Source organism: Pseudoalteromonas sp. 2CM28B, assembly GCF_023161935.1.
Genome location: NZ_JALNTH010000013.1, coordinates 1 through 18035, shown reverse-complemented (window position 1 = coordinate 18035; position 18035 = coordinate 1). Strand labels below are relative to the sequence as shown.

The following is an 18035-nucleotide window of genomic DNA, read 5'->3' as shown; positions in this document are numbered from 1 at the left end:
AAGGTTTAAATAATGGACAATAAATACCGCCTTACTATGCAGGGAATGACAAAGCAGTACCCCGGATGTATAGCCAACGACGGCGTAACAATAAAAATAAAACATGGTGAGGTACATGCCCTGCTTGGTGAAAACGGCGCAGGTAAAAGCACGTTAATGAAAATGCTTTACGGTGTAGTTAAACCTGACCAGGGGGACATGTTTTTTAATGGCCGCAAAATGGACATAAAAGAACCCGCCGATGCCCGCGAATTAGGCATAGGTATGGTGTTTCAGCATTTTTCGTTATTTGAAACCCTAACAGTTGCGCAAAATATCGCGTTAGCGCTGGGCGATTTAGCAGGGCATAGCAGCACACTTGCCAGCAGAATTAGTAAAACATCGGCTAGGTACGGCATGCCGCTGGACCCGCATAGGTTAGTGTCTACGCTTTCAACGGGCGAGCGCCAACGAGTAGAAATAGTCAGGTGTTTATTATTAGATATTCAACTGCTTATTTTAGATGAACCCACCTCGGTACTCACTCCGCAAGAAGTAGATGCACTGTTTAAAACCCTGCATTCGCTTAAAAAAGAAGGCTGCTCGGTGCTGTTTATTAGCCATAAGTTGCATGAAGTTATTGGGCTTTGCGACAGCGCCACTATTTTGCGCGCCGGCAAGGTAAGTGGGCATTGCATTCCTAAAAACGAAACCAGCGAATCAATAGCTCGCTTAATGGTAGGCGACAGCACACCAATAAGTAACCAAACGCGCAGAGCGACTGGCACAGGTGATTTTTTAACAGTCGATAACTTATCAACCAGTGCGCAGGCGTTATTTGATATTGCGCTTAAAAATATTAACTTTGCCGTACAACAAGGCGAAATAGTCGGTATTGCAGGGGTTGCCGGTAATGGGCAGGAGGAGCTATTAAAAGCGCTTTCGGGAGAGGAGCCGCAAAAAAATAGCAACGCAATAAAATTTAAAAATACCGCTGTTGATGCGTTATGCCCTCTAAAAAGGCGCAGGCTTGGGCTTGCATGCGTACCCGAGGACAGACTAGGGCGCGGCGCAGTCCCTGATATGGATTTAGCGCACAATGCACTCCTTACCAGTTTTGATAGTGGTTTAGTTAAAAAAGGCTTTTTAGTAAAACAAAAAATTAGCCAACTCGCCGACAAAATCATTAAAAAATACAACGTTAAAACCTCCGGCAACCGTACTCACGCAGCAAGCCTTTCGGGCGGTAATTTGCAAAAGTTTATTATTGGCCGAGAGGTTGAGCAAAACCCACAATTGCTGGTTATGTCGCACCCTACTTGGGGTGTAGATATTGGCGCGCAAGTTGCCATTCACGAGGCAATTTTAACGCTGCGCGACGAAGGCTGTGCAGTACTGGTTATTTCAGAAGATTTAGACGAGCTCTAAAAATTTGTGACCGTATTGGGGCAATTTGTGATGGCAAACTCTCGCCTATTTTAAATACCGACTGTGTACCACTTGTGCAATTAGGGCAGTGGATGGCGGGCGATTTTAATCACGACACTAAAAGCAACACAGCAAAAATAACACCGCAAGGAGCGCTGGCATGATAAAGCTTGAACCCCGCGTAGAGCGCTCAAAAACATGGAGTTATTTCTCTCCTGTTTTAGCCATTTTACTCACTTTAATAACAGGTTATGTGGTGTTTGCCTTATTAGGGCACGACCCGCTTAATGCCTTATATACCTTGCTCGTAGCACCTATTTCTGACTGGTACGGCGTTACCGAGCTATTAGTAATGACCATTCCAATTTTATTATGTGCCTATGGTTTAGCGCTGTGTTACAGGGCGTCGGTGTGGAATATAGGTGCTGAAGGGCAGCTACTTATTGGCGGCGTATGCGCCAGTGCCGTAGCTGTTAACTTTGTTGACTCTACAAGTTCCTTTGCATTAGGGCTTACATTACTTGCAGGTATTGCCGGTGGCATGCTGTGGGCAGGCTTAGCTGCCTTTATGAAATTACGTTTAAACACCAACGAAATTTTAGTCACCATTATGCTCAATTACATTGCCGTTAATATGTTGCTGTGGTCAGTACACGGGCCATTAAAAGACCCATACGGTTATAACTTTCCTGAAAGCGCCTTATTTGGCGATAGCACCTTACTACCAGTTTTATTTGAGGGTACTCGCCTTCATTTAGGGCTTGCATTTGCGCTATTAGCGCTGTGTGCCACATGGGTGTTTATTAGTAAAACCTTTGTGGGTTTTCAAATTCAAGTACTTGGGCTTGATGCATCGGCTGCCAAAATGGCGGGCTATAAACGCGCGCTTTTAATTGCCGGTGTATTGGTAATAAGTGGCGGGTTAGCTGGGCTTGCAGGGGCTGGCGAAGTAGCTGGGCCTATAGGGCAATTAGTGCCGCAAATATCCCCCGGTTATGGTTATGCCGCAATTATTGTGGCTTTTTTAGGGCGCTTACATCCGCTTGGGATCACCTTGGCTGGGCTGTTAATGGGGCTTATTTATATGGGCGGCGAAATGGCGCAAATAGAAATTGGCCTACCCAATGCCATTACCGGCATTTTTCAGGGCTTAATGCTGTTTTATTTACTCTCGTGCGATGTGCTTATTGGTTATCGCATTAAATTGTTACTGCCATTTAAACAACAAAAAACGCAGCTAACACCCATCGCACAGGAATCTTAAACATGGATTTAGAGGTATTCACAAATATTTTATACGCCACTATTCGCACCGGCACGCCTTTATTGCTGGTGGCTCTAGGTGAAATAGTATGCGAGAAAAGCGGCACACTTAACCTTGGGCAAGAGGGCATGATGTTATTAGGCGCGGTGGCAGGGTTTATAACCATGTATCAATGCGACAACCTCTTTATAGGCTTTAGCGTGGCTGCGCTTGTGGGGGTTATGGCCTCGTTAGTATTTGCGTTTGTAGCACTTAATTTAAATGCTAGCCAAGTGGCTGCCGGGTTAGCGCTAACTATTTTTGGCACGGGCTTGTCGGCATTTTTAGGTGTTGATTACGAGGGCAAAACCATTAATGCCTTACCCACTTTAGCAATTGCAGGGTTTGAGCATATTCCGCTACTGGGCAAAGCGCTGTTTTCGCAAGATGCCATTGTGTATTTAAGTTGGGCATTAATACTTGGTGCTTATTTATTTTTTAAATACCACAGGGCAGGGCTTGCGGTACGCGCCATTGGTGAAAACCCAGGCGTTGGTAATAACTTAGGCTTGCCTGTAATGCGTACTCGCTATTTAGCGGTGATGTTTGGCGGCGCAATGGCGGGTATTGCAGGGGCGTACTTGTCGCTTGCTTACACACCCCTTTGGACACAAAACATGACCTCGGGACGTGGCTGGATAGCACTGGCTTTAGTGGTATTTGCAAGTTGGCGAATTGAGCGGGTAATGCTAGGCGCTTATTTATTTGGTTTTGCCAGCATTATGCACTTAGTGGCACAGGCGCTTGGCTTAGCGGTGGATTCTAATTTACTGGCCATGCTGCCTTATGGTGCAACGCTTATAGTACTGATTATGCTAAGTAAAAATAAACAAAAACTAAAAATGTACGAACCCATGTGGCTAGGTAAGCCTTGGCATAAGGGCCATTAAAAATTTTATACAAAGAGTAACAATAAGCCTTCAACAGGATATTAAAAATACAACACGGAGAATAACAATGAAAAAACTAATAACAGCGCTTGGCGTAGCACTTAGCTTAGGGTTAAGCGCGAGTGCAATGGCAAAAGACAGCGTAAAAGTAGGGTTTGTATATGTAAGCCCGATTGGCGAAGCTGGTTGGACTTACACCCACGATGTAAGCCGCCGCTACCTAGAGGATAAATTTGGCGAAAAAATAAAAACCACCTTTGTAGAGAGCGTGCCAGAGGGCGCCGATGCAGAGCGAGTTATTACACAACTAGCCAAAAGCGGGCACGATTTAATATTTACCACCTCGTTTGGCTACATGAACCCGACCATTAAAGTGGCTAAACGTTTTCCTAACGTAAAGTTTGAGCATGCAACAGGTTATAAACGCGCTAAAAATGTGGGCACTTATTTTGACCGTATTTACGAAGGGCGCTACTTAACCGGTGTTATTGCTGGGCACATGAGTAAATCTGACAGTATTGGCTATATTGCCGCGTTTCCTATTCCTGAGGTAATACGCGGTATTAACGCGTTTACTTTAGGCCTGCGCTCAGTAAAACCTAACGCAAAAGTAAAAGTAGTGTGGGTTAATAGCTGGTTTGATCCTGGTAAAGAGCGCGAAGCTGCCGACAGTTTAATCGACCAAGGTGTTGATATTATTACTCAACATACCGACTCGCCTGCGCCACTTCAAGCCGCAGAAGCCGCCGGAATATACGCCATTGGTTACCACTCAGATATGAGCGGCTATGGTAAAAAAGCGCACCTTACGGCGCCAGTGCATCATTGGGATGAGTTTTACGCCGAGCGCGTGCAGCAAGTACTTGACGATAAATGGCAATCGCAAAATGTATGGAAAGGCATAGATGCCGGTATGACCCGCTTAGCGCCGTTGAGTAAAGACATTCCTGCCAATGTTGTTGCCGAGGTAGAGGCGATTAAAACCAAAATTGCCAACGGTGAGTTTCATCCATTTAGTGGCCCAATTAACAATCAGCAAGGTGAGCTGGTAACTAAAGCGGGGCAAACAATTGATGATAAAACCTTACTGGGTATGGACTTTTATGTAGAGGGTGTTGAAGGGCAGCTTAAATAAGCGCCCTGTATTTAAATTAAAACCTGGGCAAGGCGTGTATACCTTGCCCACATTAAAGCGCTAAAAGGATGTTGACTATGTCAAACCAAGAAGCAATCTCAGAAGACATAATTTACGCAGTAGATGATAAACCAGGGCTGACCGAATCTTTTTTTGCTGCCCTGCAACATGTACTGGCAAGTTTTGTAGGTATTATTACGCCCACGCTTATTATTGGTGGCGTGTTGGGGCTTGGTAGCGAAATACCGTATTTAATTAGTATGGCGTTGTTTGTATCGGGGGTTGGTACATTTATTCAGGCTCGCCGTGTGGGGCCAATTGGCTCAGGGCTTATTTGCGTACAAGGCACCAGCTTTGCGTTTTTAGGCACTATTTTGGCAACCGGTTTTACCGTAAAAGCCACTGGAGGCGGAAACGATGAAGTACTTGCCACCATTTTTGCGGTGTGTTTTTTAGCAGCCTTTGTAGAGATATTTATTAGCTTTTTTATAGAAAAGCTTGGCAAAGTAATTAAGCCTGTAGTGACTGGTGTGGTGATCACCACCATTGGGGTTTACCTCATTAAAGTAGGTATGACCGACATAGGCGGCGGGCAATGGTTATTAACTAATATGCCTGAAAAGTTTGCCTCACCAAGCAACTTAATTGTGGGCTTTTCGGTGGTGGCGCTGGTGGTATTACTAAATGCTAGCAAAAATCAGTGGGTAAGGCTTACCGCTGTAGTCGTTGCCATGTTAGTAGGCTGGTTACTTGCACTTATTTTAGGTATAGCCAAATTTAAAATGGGCGAATTTGATTTAATCGCCATGCCATTACCCTTTAAATATGGGTTTAACATTGATTTTGGCGCCATGATTGCCTTTAGCTTTTTATACCTAATTACCGCTATTGAATCCACAGGCGATATAACCGCAAATTGTGCGGTGTCTAAATTACCGGTAAAAGGCGCAAGCTATTTAGCGCGTATACGCGGAGGTATTTTAGGCGATGGCGTTAACTCAATGATTGCTGCCGTATTTAATACGTTTCCTAATACTACTTTTAGCCAAAATAACGGCGTTATTCAGTTAACCGGTGTAGCAAGTAGATACATTGGCCTGTGGATTGGTGTAATTTTGATTATTTTAGGGTTATTTCCGGTGATTGGTGCCGTGCTACAAAATATTCCTAAACCAGTGCTAGGCGGTGCAACGCTTGTTATGTTTGGTACCGTGGCAGCCGCAGGGGTAAAAATTCTTGCAAGCGAAAAAATAAATCGTCGTAGCTTACTTATTATTGCGGTGAGCTTAGGTATGGGGCTAGGGGTAAGCTTTGTGCCCGAAATGTTTATAAATGCGCCTAAGCTGGTAACCGCTATTTTTGGCAGCGCTGTAACGGTATCGGGTTTAACCGCCATCGTTATGACGCTTGTTTTACCAGAAAATTATTCAGCAAGTACAGATCATCTTAACTAGACTAATAAAATTATAACAAAGGGATTAACAATGAAAATTACAACAATTAAAAAATTAGCCTTAGTAAGTGCTATCGCGGTGTGTTCAAGTAGTGTGTCGGCAAAAGAGCTGTGGTCAGATTTTAGTATAACCGCCATGACCGGCGCCGATTACCTCGAGCCGTTCTCGGGGGAGGAAGATGACAGAAGTGTAGTAACCATTGAGCATGCATCGGGGCATACATGGGGCGGTACCTTCTTTTTTATGGATAGATTAAGCAACCCCGATGAAGTATACGGAGAGCTAAACATAAACCCAACGCTGTTCAAGCCGCAAAACAGCTTTGTTAAAGAGGTGTTTTTAGGCCTACAAACAGAATATGGCTCAGGCGATACCGATCAAAATAACTACTTATTAGGTGGTGGCGTATCGTTAGATGTACCAGGGTTTCAATATTTTAATGTGGCTTATTACCGTCGTTTTCAGGACGATATTGGCATAGAGCGTGAAGATAACAACCAAATAACCGTAACGTGGGGCTATAACAAGGGTAACTTTAGATACGATGGCTTTTTAGATATTGTTGACAGTACCGACACTATGTTTGGTAAAAGCGAAGGCGGTTTTAATTTTACCTCACAACTTAAATACAACATTGCTCCTATGCTTGGTCTAGACACAGGTCGCCTTGATGTAGGTATAGAATACGTATATTGGAAAAATAAGTTTGGTGTAGACGGTCAAACAGAGCACAACCCAAACCTAATGGTTAAATGGCATTTTTAAAACTTTAAGCGTTACAGAATACAAAAAAGGCTGCTAGTTAATGCAGCCTTTTTTGTACATTAAACGCAATAAAATTGGCTTATTGTTAATAATGGCACTGGAGTAACTGCAGCTTAATTGATTAAGTTTTATTGTAAATTAATGAAATGTTAATTGCTGAAGGTATTGATAATTGTTATCATTACGTAAAATAACTAATTAAATACCCCGTAATGACTCTGAAAAACACTTTAGCTCTGCCTCTAATTGCTGTTGCGCCATTTTACACTTTGGCTAACGCTAACAATGATATAGAAACAATAGTAGTGACCGCCTCTGGCTTTGAACAAACCTTAGCGCAAGCGCCAGCTTCTATTACTTTAATTAGCAAAAAGCAGCTAGAAAACCGCGCTTATAAAGACTTAACCGATGCACTTAACGGTGTTGCAGGGGTTACGGTTACCGGTGGTGGCTCGCGACAAGATATAAGCGTGCGTGGCATGCCAGCGCAGTACACTGCTATTTTGGTAGACGGTAAAAAACAGTCAGGGCGTGAATCACAACCAAGCGGCAGCGGTGGCTTTGAGCAAGATTGGCTGCCACCACTAGACGCTATTGAACGTATTGAAGTTGTGCGTGGGCCTATGTCTACGTTGTATGGGTCGGATGCAATTGGCGGCGTTATTAATGTTATAACCCGTAAAAATTACGACAATTGGCATGCTAATGTTCGCCTAGAAACCACACAGCAAGAAAACAGTAATTCGGGTGATGAATACCAAGGGCAAATATATGCAGCGGGGCCATTAATAAAAGATTTATTAAGCGTTAACCTTTCGGCTCTTTACCAAGAGCGTGAAGAAGATGAAATTGAGCGCGGTTACGGTGAAAAAGAGCTGACAAGTTACAGTGGTACACTGCATTTAACAGCCACGCAGCACGATGTGATATCGCTTGAATACAGCGAACACGATCAAAAACGTATTTCTACCTCGGGGCTATCGTTACCTAATCGAAATAGCTCTAGCGAAACGAACAATAACCGCAGCACGTGGTCGTTAGCACATAAAGGTAGCTATAGTTGGGGCGCTGCGCATTCGTATATTCAACAAGAGTCGGTTGAAAACGAAGGCCGTGAAATAACCATCGAAAATACCTTAGCAAATACGCAGTGGTCAATTGCACTTGAAAACCACCATGTAACATTAGGCGGCGCATTTGAACAAGAAAAGCTTGATGACAAAACAACAAACGCAGCCACTATTACTAAAATAGATAACAAACAATGGTCGCTATTTGCTGAAGATGAGTGGAGCTTACACCCCGATTTTACCATTACCACGGGTTTACGAGTTGATGATAACGAGCAGTTTGATTCGCACTTGAGTCCACGCCTATACGGAGTTTGGAATATTAATGAGGCATGGACCTTTAAATCGGGCGTAGCTACCGGTTACAGAGCGCCAGATTTACGCGAGCTTAGCCCTAATTGGATCCAAAGCAGCCGCGGTGGCGACTTATATGGAAATGCTGACCTAGAGCCTGAAACATCCGTCAGTAAAGAAGCGGCTGTGTATTATGCTAACAGTGACTTTCAAACTAATATCACGGTTTTTCATAATAGCTTTGAAGACAAAATTAACACCGTTTTATGTCCTATCACAGTGTGTGGTGATGAAACCGACCGCTATAACATCAATATTGATAAAGCGGTGACTTATGGGGCTGAGCTAAATATAGAAACAATGTTAAGTACAGATATTACCCTTGCAACTAGCTACAGCTATACGTTTTCTGAGCAACGCAGTGGCGACAATAAAGGCCAGCCACTTACGCAAATACCTAAACATTTAGCAACGCTAAATATTTACTGGGATGTAAGCGATAACATTAATACGTGGGCACGTGCTAATTACCGCGGTAAAGAAACCGAAGCAGCCTCTATAACTAGCCGTTTAACCTCAGCCCCTTCTATTGCAACAGCAGATATAGGCAGTGCGTGGCAAGTAAACGGTAACGTTAAAGTTATGTTTGGTATTTACAATATATTTGATAAAGCAACCAGCTACGATGAATACGGCTATGTAGAAGATGGCCGACGCTACTGGCTAGCTATAGATACAAAACTATAAGGGGTGTTTATGCCAAAATTTATATTCTCTGCTGTGGTACTCAGCTTTTTAGCTACGCACCCAGCTATTGCGCAAAATACACAATTAACAGCGCAAGATTATGTCGAAAAAGGCATGCAGTACGCTGATGAGTTTCCGGGGTTAACAAGCCTATGCGATATACAAAACCCGTTACGTGATTTAACAAAGCGTGTTCGCACTAATAATGAAGGTAAAAAGCGCAGTAAAAAGTTGGGTAGTAAACGGCGCTCATCAACGATTGAACCTACACAAGTGTTTGACAACCTTTATTATGTAGGTACTGGTGGAGTGGCAAGTTGGGTAGTTAAAACATCACAAGGGCTTATTGTTATTGATGCGCTAAATAACAACGAACAAGCTAAAAATTACATTGAAAAAGGTTTGCTCACACTAGGCTTAAACCCCGAAGATATTAAGTATTTAATTATTAGCCATGGGCATGGTGATCATTACGGTGGGCAAGAGTACTTAGTTAATACATACAAACCGCGTGTTGTTATGAGTGAGGTTGAGTGGCGACGCTTAGAACAACCAAAGCTTGATTTTGAAAGCCCACGTTGGGGCAAACGGCCAACAAGAGATATAAGCACAAAAGAGGCAGATACAATTACGCTTGGCGATACCAGCATTGGCGTTCATTTAACGCCTGGACACACCCCTGGCACTATTTCGTTGTTGTTCCCAGTATATGATAACGGCAAAAAACATATGCTAAGCCTGTGGGGAGGGACTGGGCTAAACTATGGGCCTGATATTGAGCGAATTAGCGCTTACAGTGTCGCCGCTAAACGTTTTGGTAATGTGGCAATGCAAGCCGGTGTAGATGTGTTTATATCAAACCATCCTAAACGCGATGGTTCGTTTGAGCGCATAAAGCAACTTAAAAATAGAGCCCCCGAGACGGCGCATCCATTTGTAATAGCCCAAGAGCAAGCCTCGCATGGTTTTTCTATGTTAAGCGATTGCACATACGCGCAGGTTTTAAAAATTAAAGGAGAGTAAGGCACTTATTTGCAAAAGTTTTTAATATTAGGGGTTAACCATTTAACCAATGTGTTGTAATTTGGAGTATCTATATTTACTTTTAACGCCAGATTAAAAGGAAGAATGATGAAACCCCTCATTTTAATTTTATGCTTGTTTATAAGCTGCTCAGTGTGGGCCGAAACCACTAAAAATATGCCCGTAGCAATAAACTGGTTACAGTTAATTGATGCGGGTGAATACACAAAAAGTTGGCAACAAGCCGATGCGCTATTTAAATCGCAATTAAGTAAAGCAAACTGGAAAAGCGCCCTAAACACAGTGCGTGCGCCACTAGGTAAAGTGGCTACGCGAGAACAAATAAGTGCGAATGCTTACTCATCTTTACCTGGTGCCCCGCAAGGTAAATACCTTATTGTGCAATTTAAAACGCAATTTTCAGCAAGGCTTGCGGTGGAAACCCTTACATTAAGTAAAAGCAGTGGGCAATGGCGCGCGGTTGGCTATTTTATTAAATAACCAGCGTTCAATACCAATCCGTAATAATACATAATCATTTTCAGGGGCTAAACGTGTCGCTATCTGCGTTAAAAAATTCTCATTTACGACTGCATGGATGCAGAAGGTAGAGCAATGCAGGAGCAATTGCCGAGAACAACTAAATAGCGAATTTTTTGCCTTGCTATCATCACGTTTACCTATCCTCAAAATAGATCACTTAATTATGCGGATTGGTATAAGTTAAAAAACTATTTTGCGTATTTATTAATATTAGAAAAAGCCATTAACACATCGCGGGCATAATTAAGCCGCGGGTGAGCAAGCGCCCCTTTACGCCACGCTAAGTACAAATTGTTTTCCGGCCCTTGCGGACCAAGTTTAATTAATCTACCTGATTGAATATCGTCATGACATATATAATCAGGCAGCACGGTATAGCCTACACCGGTTCTTACTATGCCAGCGAGCGCGCGTATGTCGGGGCAGCGGGCAATTATTTTTGACGTACAGCTCTGTTTAAATACAGTATCAAAATACTGGCGTATAAGCGGTAATTGACTGTCGTAACTGACCACCGGCAGCGTATTTAAAAGTGCTGGCGTAATGGTTTGCCCCTCTAAGCTTTGCGCTAATAAACGGTGCGCCACCAGTACTAGCTCTTCGCTGTCGAGCACTTCAAAGTCGTAAATTTTGTTATCGGGCAGAGAGGCTGTAATGGCCATATCGGCAACGCCGGTGTCGAGCGCTGAATAAATTTGCTCACGATTACCAGGCAGCACGACCACATCAACATTGCCTGCTTGTAACAAATTTGCCAGCTGTGCTGAGGCAACATAACTAATATATTCGGCGGGCCCGGCTAGTGTAATCGTTCCGCTCACATCGTTTGAACGGGTGCGTACAGAGGCAACTTTTTGCTCTATAGCATCAAGGTGATTTGCCACTTGGCCTGCTAAATCGTGGGCGGCATTACTTGGTTCTACGCCTCGGTGACGCCGCTCAAATAACGATTTACCTACCACCGACTCCATTGTTTGTATATGCGCGGTTGCAGCTGGTTGCGACAGCCCCAAATTTTTAGCAGCCCGAGAGATGTTTTTACAACGATATACCTCAACAAAGGTGCGTAATTGTACAAAATAAGACATAAAACATTAGGTATCAGAAATCCGATGGGTAAAGCAAGATTAACTGAATTCTACTTATTGTAAAGTGCGCGTACACTTGCGCTCGTTCAGTTAGACATTAACCGTTTTCATATTTAATTTATAAAATAGGTAATTAATTACTTGAAAGTTAACTATTAATTCCCATTTTATAAAGCAATGAGCACCAGGGGCTGAGCCCCGTAACCAAGTAGAGTACAAATATGTTAAATTTTGCATTTAAAAACCGCACCGAGATTTTATTCGGCAAAGATCAAATTAATGAGATCGCAAGCCGCGTACCAAGCCAAGGCAAGGTCATGTTTTTATACGGTGGCGGTTCGATCAAAAAGAACGGCGTATATGACGATGTAGTAAATGCACTTGAAGGTGTGGACTTTGTGGAGTTTTCGGGAGTTGAGCCAAACCCAACTTACGAAACACTTTCAAAAGCTGTAGAAATTGTGAAAGAGCAAAACGTTAGCTTTATATTAGCTGTAGGCGGCGGTAGTGTTATCGACGGCGCTAAATACGTAGCGGCAGCAGCAAAATACGAAGGCGACGGCTGGGATATTTTAGTTAATGGCGCAGAAGTAAAAAGCGCATTACCTATTGGCGCGGTATTAACGCTTCCGGCTACTGGCTCAGAAAGCAACGGTAACTCGGTTGTTACCCGTAAAGAAACCCAGCAAAAACGTGCCTTTGGTACGCCAATTGTACAACCGCAATTTGCTGTGCTTGATCCTACGTATACATTCTCACTGCCAACTCGCCAAATTTCTAACGGTGTAGTTGATGCGTTTGTACATGTTATTGAGCAATACTTAACGTACCCAGTTAATGCGCCACTGCAAGACCGTTTTGCAGAAGGCATTTTATCTACGCTAATTGAGCAAGGCCCTAAAGCCCTTGAAAACCCAGAAGATTACGATGTTCGTGCAAACGTAATGTGGTCGGCAACGATGGCACTAAATGGCTTAATTGGCCAAGGCGTACCGCAAGATTGGTCTACGCACATGATTGGCCACGAGCTAACAGCGCTTTATAGCTTAGATCACGCTGTAACACTTGCAATTGTATTACCGCCGCTTATGTTTGTTCAGCAAGAGCAAAAACGCGCTAAAATTATTCAGTTAGGTGAGCGTGTATTTGGCCTTGATATGCAAGACAAAAACGAGCTGATTGATGCAACCATTAAACATACTCAAGACTTTTTTGAGCAAATGGGCATTAAAACAAAACTTGGCGATTACGACCTAGGTGAAGACGCGGTTGAAGCCGTTGCCAACAATCTTGAGCGTAACGGCATGACAGCCCTTGGCGAACATGGCGATATTGACATAGCTAAAGCGAAGAAAATTTTAAGCCTAGCGCTTTAATTTAATTGTTTTTTGAATGGCGCTTTTTAGCGCCATTTTTTATGCTCAAAAAGCTAAAAGCTAAATGGTGCAATTAACTAAGCGAGTTTATTATTTAACTTAACGATACAGCTAACAGGGACTTACCATGCGCGGCTTGTTATTATTTATTGGTTACTCATCTTATATTGGCAGTGTGGGCGATGGCCTGCTTGGCTTGTATGCACTTTGGGTTTTAATCAGTAATAATTTAGCATTTTTGAGCTTATCGCTTAATGACTTTTTAGCGCAGTATGTAGAGTTTATACCAATCCGCTTAATTAATTGATCTATTTTGAGGATAGATAAACGTGTTGATAGCTAGGCAAAAAATTCGTTATTTAGTTATTCTAAATGAGAATTTTTTAACGCAGATAGCGACACGTTTAGCCCCTAAAAATGATTAAGTATTATTGCGGGTTGGTATTAGATATTGGGTGAAGCAGGTTGCTTTTTATGTCATGCCGCAAAGCTTTGCTAATTGGTTATTCGGCATTCCAGCCGTTATTTACTTTCCCGTACGTATACTAATGAGCCTAATAATTGGCTGGTGGGCACTAAAAAAGGCAGCTCAACTAAAAGCTGAAAGATACTAAAAGTGGTTACATATAAAAAATTCGACATACTCTTTCTTGACGGTGTCGCAGGGCTACTTGCAGGTTTAACGTTGTTTAGTTTTCAAGGATGGTTTCACGAAGTTTATTCTTTACCTCTATATGTCCTTCAATTTATTACAGCAGCTAATATGCTTTATGGTGCGCTGGCATTATTGTTGGCTTCTAAAAGAAAAAGAAGCTTTTTGATCATTAAATTATTAGCTTTAGCTAACACATTTTGGACATTGATTTGCATCTGTTTCATTTTTATATACCTAGATTCTGCAAGTTGGAAGGGTATAAGCCTATTAATTTTAGAGTCTCTTTTTGTTGGCTATTTAGCTTATTATGAATGGGTTAATCGCAATAATTTAATTTACAGTCCTACTTATAAATAATGTGTAAAAACTACTCACTTTTAAAATAATTACCTTTTTAAATATCGCATATCACAATAACCCATCATTAATTTTATCAAAAATTTATTAACCCATTGTTTTTAAATGTACTTTTAATCCTCGCTTTTGGCTTTTGCTAATTACATCTGGCATATAAATTGATACACCAATGTATAAAATTTAAAAGGGAATGCACATGACTGCTGAATACTTTATGGTGCTGGGGCTGCTCGGAGTGGCTTTTTTTGCGGTTGCAGGAGCACTGCTAGGCTACGAAAAAAACATAAGTGGTTTTGGGGTAGTGGTGGTCGCAACTGTTACAGCTTTAGGTGGCGGCACGCTAAGAGACATACTTTTAGATAAACCTATATTTTGGATAGCTACGCCTGAGTATTTATACTCAACTTACGCCGCTATTATTGCCACCATATTTTTTGTGCGTTACTTACCTCATGTAAATAACTATTACTTTTTATTAGTCGATGCTATAGGTATGGCATTATTTAATATTATGGGGATAGAAAAAGCCTTAATAAGCGGTACAGGTATGGTAATAGCGATAACAATGGGGATCACCACAGGGATTTTTGGCGGCCTAATACGAGATGTAATTTGCCGCGAAGTACCCTCAGTTATGCGAAACGAGCCCTATGCTTCAGCCTGTTTAGTAGGCGGCCTAGTTTATGCTGCGCTGTTTACCATAGAAGTCGATTACATTTGGTGTATTTTAGGCTCACTTTTTACCACTGTATTTTTAAGATTAGGCTCGCTTAAATGGGGCTGGCACCTAACCATTTTCAGAAAAAAAGATTTTAAAGATCAAAGAGAGTAGCTCTTAGTTATTTATAGGCTGGGTTTGCATATGGTACTCATAGTTATCTTCCCCAGTGACCTTAAAGCCTAGTCGAGTATAAAGTGCTTTAGCAGGGTTGTTTTTAAGTACTGTTAGTTTGATAGGCTTTAACTTTGCAGTTTTAATTACTTGCTCAATAACGCCTCTGCCGTAGCCTTTATTTTGATGGTTGGGGTGTATTTGCAATTGCATTATTTCAATGTGGCTACCCCATATTTTGTACTTTAACGTACCTATGGTATTACCATTAAACTGTATGAGATGAGAGCAATCGTATTGCTCGTCAACCCTTTCATTATGCTGTTGCTCAGTTAAAAATAAGCCGGCCACCTCAAGGTGCTCTACCATAGTAAGTTTTCTAAGACTTAATTAATAACCTGAGCCTTGGCTAATAAATCTATCTCAAGCAGCTATTTTTAGCGCTAACTGCGTTGAATTTACTTGCAATAGGCTAGCTATTGACGCGCAAATTCGCCTTGTTTTCACTTAAAATTTCTAGCTAGAGAAAACAGACCCAGTAACATTACTAACCCACTATATCTAAATCTCTTAACCAAAGCTCAGGTTAAACCTCTTTTCACGCGTGGCTTTTGTAAACGTAAAAACCAAAATGTCCTTCCTTGTATTAAAAAATTTAACTTTAGTTGAATCACTTTTTGTAAAAATTAGGTCTTTATTAGCCATTACAGATTTAATGGGCACACAATGAACATAACACACACAAATAACGCACTCACCTTTTTACTTACACTCAGCTTTGCATTACTTGGTGTATCGTTTGCTTTAGGTGCAAACCCAAACACACTCTCAGCTACCTTTAGTTTTTATGAACTTGATACCTTACTAAGTAACAATACATTAGGTTTGCTCACAGGCACCGCGATGATTGCGTTGGCAGTCACCACCTTAGCTGCGCATTTAAAATTAATAAAGCCTGTGCCTGCACTTATACTCGCGTTAGTTGTTAGCATAGTGCCTTTACTTACCCTATTTGCCAGTAACCGCTGGATGGCACAGTTAGGCGGCTTTCCAATTATTGGCAGTGGGCAAGGCATAATTAAATACTTTGCAGTCATCCCTTTGTATTTATTTTTGTTTTATAAAAATAAACTAACAGACAAACAACACGTACTTTTAAACTTTATACCGGTTGCTATGGTTTTACTGTGGATTGGCGGCATGAAATTTTATGAGTTTGAAGCCAAAGCCATTGTAGGCCTAGTAGAAACCTCACCGTTTATGTCGTGGTTATACACGGTATTTAGCGTACAAGGCGCATCAAATATCATTGGCGGGTTTGATGTATTATTTGCTGTGTTATTGGGCTTAGGGCTATTTTTAAATAATAAAAAGCTAATTATTATAAGTGGCTTAGCGTGTTTAAGTGTATTTTTAATGACCCAAACATTTTTAATAACCGCCACCGGTGCATTTAGCTCAAGCACGTTATTAGAGCGTTTAGGGCAATTTGTAATTAAAGATTTATGGTATGTAGGTAACTTAATTGTTATTGCCACTTTAATGCTACTTAAACCTGCTAAATAATATATAAAGAGGACGTTATGATCAGTTGCAACCATTACGATTACATCGAAATTGCCTGTATGCACCATTTAAGCGTTGAGCTTATTTTAAAAAATGGTGATAGTGTATGTGGTGTAGCAACTGATACAAAACGCAATGCACTCAAACAAGAGTGCATTGCCATTAACGTAAATGGCGAGCTAAAGCTTATAGAACTTACCAGCATTAGCGTAATTAAAGCCCTCACACAAAACCCGTATTTTAATAATGTAAATTTTGAGGCTAAGTAAACACCCTCGCAATAGCTTTATTTACTAAGCAGTCTTATCTTAAAAAGGTTTGGAATATGGCTTTAACAGAGCCCGCCTAAAATTATGCATTAACATAAGCACCAAGCGTAAATAGTTTACATTAGCCGTTATATCAGGGTAGGAAAACATAATCTATTTAAATGACAGTTTCCCCCGCCCCCCAATATAAGTTGCCCATTTTTTAAAAATGCTAGAGAATAGGTTCTGTCATTTATTTTAAAAAGGATTTTATATGTTTACGCTAGCTAAAAATATAATAAAAAAACAAACTGAGAGGCTTGCAGCTAGTCAACCGAAGTTTGTCTTTACTCATGTTCCAAAGTGCGCAGGTTCATCACTTTCTGTTTCTTTGCTCAATGGCATCTACCCAAGTTTAATTAAAAACTCACCATTAACCACTGGTATTGATATAAAATTAGCATTACAAATTAGTAAGCTAACAGGTATTAAAGAACAAAAAATACGAGAAATTAACTTAGCTTCTCATTTATCATCCAATAAAAAAGTATTTGTTACAGGTCACTGCTACGCATCTCCTAGTTTAGTGAATGAATTTAATGATGAGTGGAAGTTTATTACTGTTTTGAGAGATCCAGTCGATAGGTTTATTTCTGAATTTGTTTATAATACATATAAAACAAATACTTGGAAAAAAAATGATTTGGATATATCTGATTATATAGCAATGGATAATAAAGTTGGCTGCGGTGTTACATATGCTCGTTTTTTTTCTGGTATGGATCTAGAAGAAATACTTGACTACCCAAATATAGCGGTTGAACGCAGCGTAGCAAACTTGAAAAACTTTTATAAGGTAGGTTTTTTAAATGAACTAGATACATGGATTGAGGAGCTGAACCAAGAGGGAGGTTTTAAAGTTAAGGTTCACAATACTAATAGCTCGCCGAATAAAGTAGTAATGAGCGATATTCTATCAGATAGAAATAAGTTGGCAGAAATAAGAAAGTTATGCAGTGTAGATATTGATATTTATAACCAGATTAAAGACCATTATCATTTAAAAAATAAATGATAATGGTCTTAAAACTGATTAGAATGTAGGGTTATATTGCTCTTAATATGATGATTATCAGCGTGATCCTGATTTTCATTTTGTAAAAACGTTAGAGTGACACTCATTCTAACTTTTAAGAAAGTTTTCACCTAGATTCTAATTGGAAGTGCACCACCTAATTCATTATAGACTTCATTTGGTGTTTTAAATCCTAAACATTTTCTA

18 protein-coding genes are annotated in these 18035 nt (G+C 41.1%); 16 read left to right on the top strand and 2 right to left on the bottom strand.

What is annotated here, in order from left to right:
• Nucleotides 1–12 precede the first annotated feature (12 nt).
• From MTN96_RS17450 to MTN96_RS17410, 9 genes are all read left to right on the top strand, one after another.
• On the top strand, nt 13–1407 hold the full coding sequence (locus MTN96_RS17450) for an ABC transporter ATP-binding protein (protein ID WP_248532351.1): 1395 nt from the start codon (nt 13–15) through the stop codon (nt 1405–1407).
• Nucleotides 1408–1567: 160 nt separating this feature from the next.
• On the top strand, nt 1568–2671 hold the full coding sequence (locus tag MTN96_RS17445; RefSeq protein ID WP_248532350.1) for an ABC transporter permease: 1104 nt from the start codon (nt 1568–1570) through the stop codon (nt 2669–2671).
• 2 nt (nt 2672–2673) lie between these two features.
• The gene (locus tag MTN96_RS17440; RefSeq protein ID WP_248532349.1) at nt 2674–3600 is read left to right on the top strand and encodes an ABC transporter permease; all 927 of its coding nucleotides are present in this window, start codon (nt 2674–2676) and stop codon (nt 3598–3600) included.
• A gap of 67 nt (nt 3601–3667) precedes the next feature.
• Complete coding sequence (locus MTN96_RS17435; protein ID WP_248532348.1) at nt 3668–4735, top strand: BMP family ABC transporter substrate-binding protein; 1068 nt, start codon at nt 3668–3670, stop codon at nt 4733–4735.
• Between the two features lie 77 nt (nt 4736–4812).
• On the top strand, nt 4813–6189 hold the full coding sequence (locus MTN96_RS17430; protein ID WP_248532347.1) for a uracil-xanthine permease family protein: 1377 nt from the start codon (nt 4813–4815) through the stop codon (nt 6187–6189).
• A gap of 30 nt (nt 6190–6219) precedes the next feature.
• Nucleotides 6220–6954 (top strand): DUF5020 family protein, encoded by a 735-nt coding sequence (locus MTN96_RS17425; protein ID WP_248532346.1) that lies wholly within the window; start codon nt 6220–6222, stop codon nt 6952–6954.
• 212 nt (nt 6955–7166) lie between these two features.
• Nucleotides 7167–9065 carry a TonB-dependent receptor domain-containing protein gene (locus MTN96_RS17420; protein ID WP_248532345.1) on the top strand — a complete coding sequence of 633 codons (1899 nt, stop codon included), beginning with the start codon at nt 7167–7169 and terminating at the stop codon, nt 9063–9065.
• A gap of 9 nt (nt 9066–9074) precedes the next feature.
• Nucleotides 9075–10088, top strand: a complete 1014-nt coding sequence (locus MTN96_RS17415) for an MBL fold metallo-hydrolase (protein WP_248532344.1) — start codon at nt 9075–9077, stop codon at nt 10086–10088.
• 108 nt (nt 10089–10196) lie between these two features.
• Complete coding sequence (locus MTN96_RS17410) at nt 10197–10589, top strand: DUF4019 domain-containing protein (protein ID WP_096042779.1); 393 nt, start codon at nt 10197–10199, stop codon at nt 10587–10589.
• A 230-nt stretch (nt 10590–10819) separates the two neighbouring features.
• Here MTN96_RS17410 and MTN96_RS17405 read toward each other — a convergent pair whose 3' ends face one another.
• On the bottom strand, nt 10820–11719 hold the full coding sequence (locus MTN96_RS17405) for a LysR family transcriptional regulator (protein ID WP_138685306.1): 900 nt from the start codon (nt 11717–11719) through the stop codon (nt 10820–10822).
• A 221-nt stretch (nt 11720–11940) separates the two neighbouring features.
• Here MTN96_RS17405 and MTN96_RS17400 point away from each other — a divergent pair, with 221 nt between their 5' ends.
• The 4 genes from MTN96_RS17400 to MTN96_RS17385 all read left to right on the top strand — a co-directional run bounded on the left by MTN96_RS17400 (nt 11941) and on the right by MTN96_RS17385 (nt 14939).
• Nucleotides 11941–13095, top strand: coding sequence for an iron-containing alcohol dehydrogenase (locus MTN96_RS17400; RefSeq protein ID WP_004587069.1), 1155 nt, complete (start codon nt 11941–11943; stop codon nt 13093–13095).
• Nucleotides 13096–13222: 127 nt separating this feature from the next.
• Nucleotides 13223–13402 carry a hypothetical protein gene (locus MTN96_RS17395; RefSeq protein WP_248532343.1) on the top strand — a complete coding sequence of 60 codons (180 nt, stop codon included), beginning with the start codon at nt 13223–13225 and terminating at the stop codon, nt 13400–13402.
• Nucleotides 13403–13711: 309 nt separating this feature from the next.
• Nucleotides 13712–14107, top strand: a complete 396-nt coding sequence (locus MTN96_RS17390; protein WP_248532342.1) for a hypothetical protein — start codon at nt 13712–13714, stop codon at nt 14105–14107.
• A gap of 196 nt (nt 14108–14303) precedes the next feature.
• A complete protein-coding gene (locus tag MTN96_RS17385) occupies nt 14304–14939 on the top strand; it encodes a trimeric intracellular cation channel family protein (RefSeq protein WP_004587070.1) in 636 nt (211 codons plus the stop codon).
• Between the two features lie 3 nt (nt 14940–14942).
• On the opposite strand, the gene MTN96_RS17380 is transcribed toward MTN96_RS17385, so the two are convergent.
• Nucleotides 14943–15308 carry an N-acetyltransferase gene (locus MTN96_RS17380; RefSeq protein ID WP_029772858.1) on the bottom strand — a complete coding sequence of 122 codons (366 nt, stop codon included), beginning with the start codon at nt 15306–15308 and terminating at the stop codon, nt 14943–14945.
• Between the two features lie 357 nt (nt 15309–15665).
• Between MTN96_RS17380 and MTN96_RS17375 the strand changes: the two genes are divergently transcribed.
• From MTN96_RS17375 to MTN96_RS17365, 3 genes are all read left to right on the top strand, one after another.
• On the top strand, nt 15666–16505 hold the full coding sequence (locus MTN96_RS17375) for a DUF417 family protein (RefSeq protein ID WP_248532341.1): 840 nt from the start codon (nt 15666–15668) through the stop codon (nt 16503–16505).
• Nucleotides 16506–16522: 17 nt separating this feature from the next.
• On the top strand, nt 16523–16774 hold the full coding sequence (locus MTN96_RS17370) for a Rho-binding antiterminator (protein ID WP_248532340.1): 252 nt from the start codon (nt 16523–16525) through the stop codon (nt 16772–16774).
• 253 nt (nt 16775–17027) lie between these two features.
• Complete coding sequence (locus MTN96_RS17365; RefSeq protein ID WP_248532339.1) at nt 17028–17828, top strand: sulfotransferase family 2 domain-containing protein; 801 nt, start codon at nt 17028–17030, stop codon at nt 17826–17828.
• Nucleotides 17829–18035 lie beyond the last annotated feature (207 nt).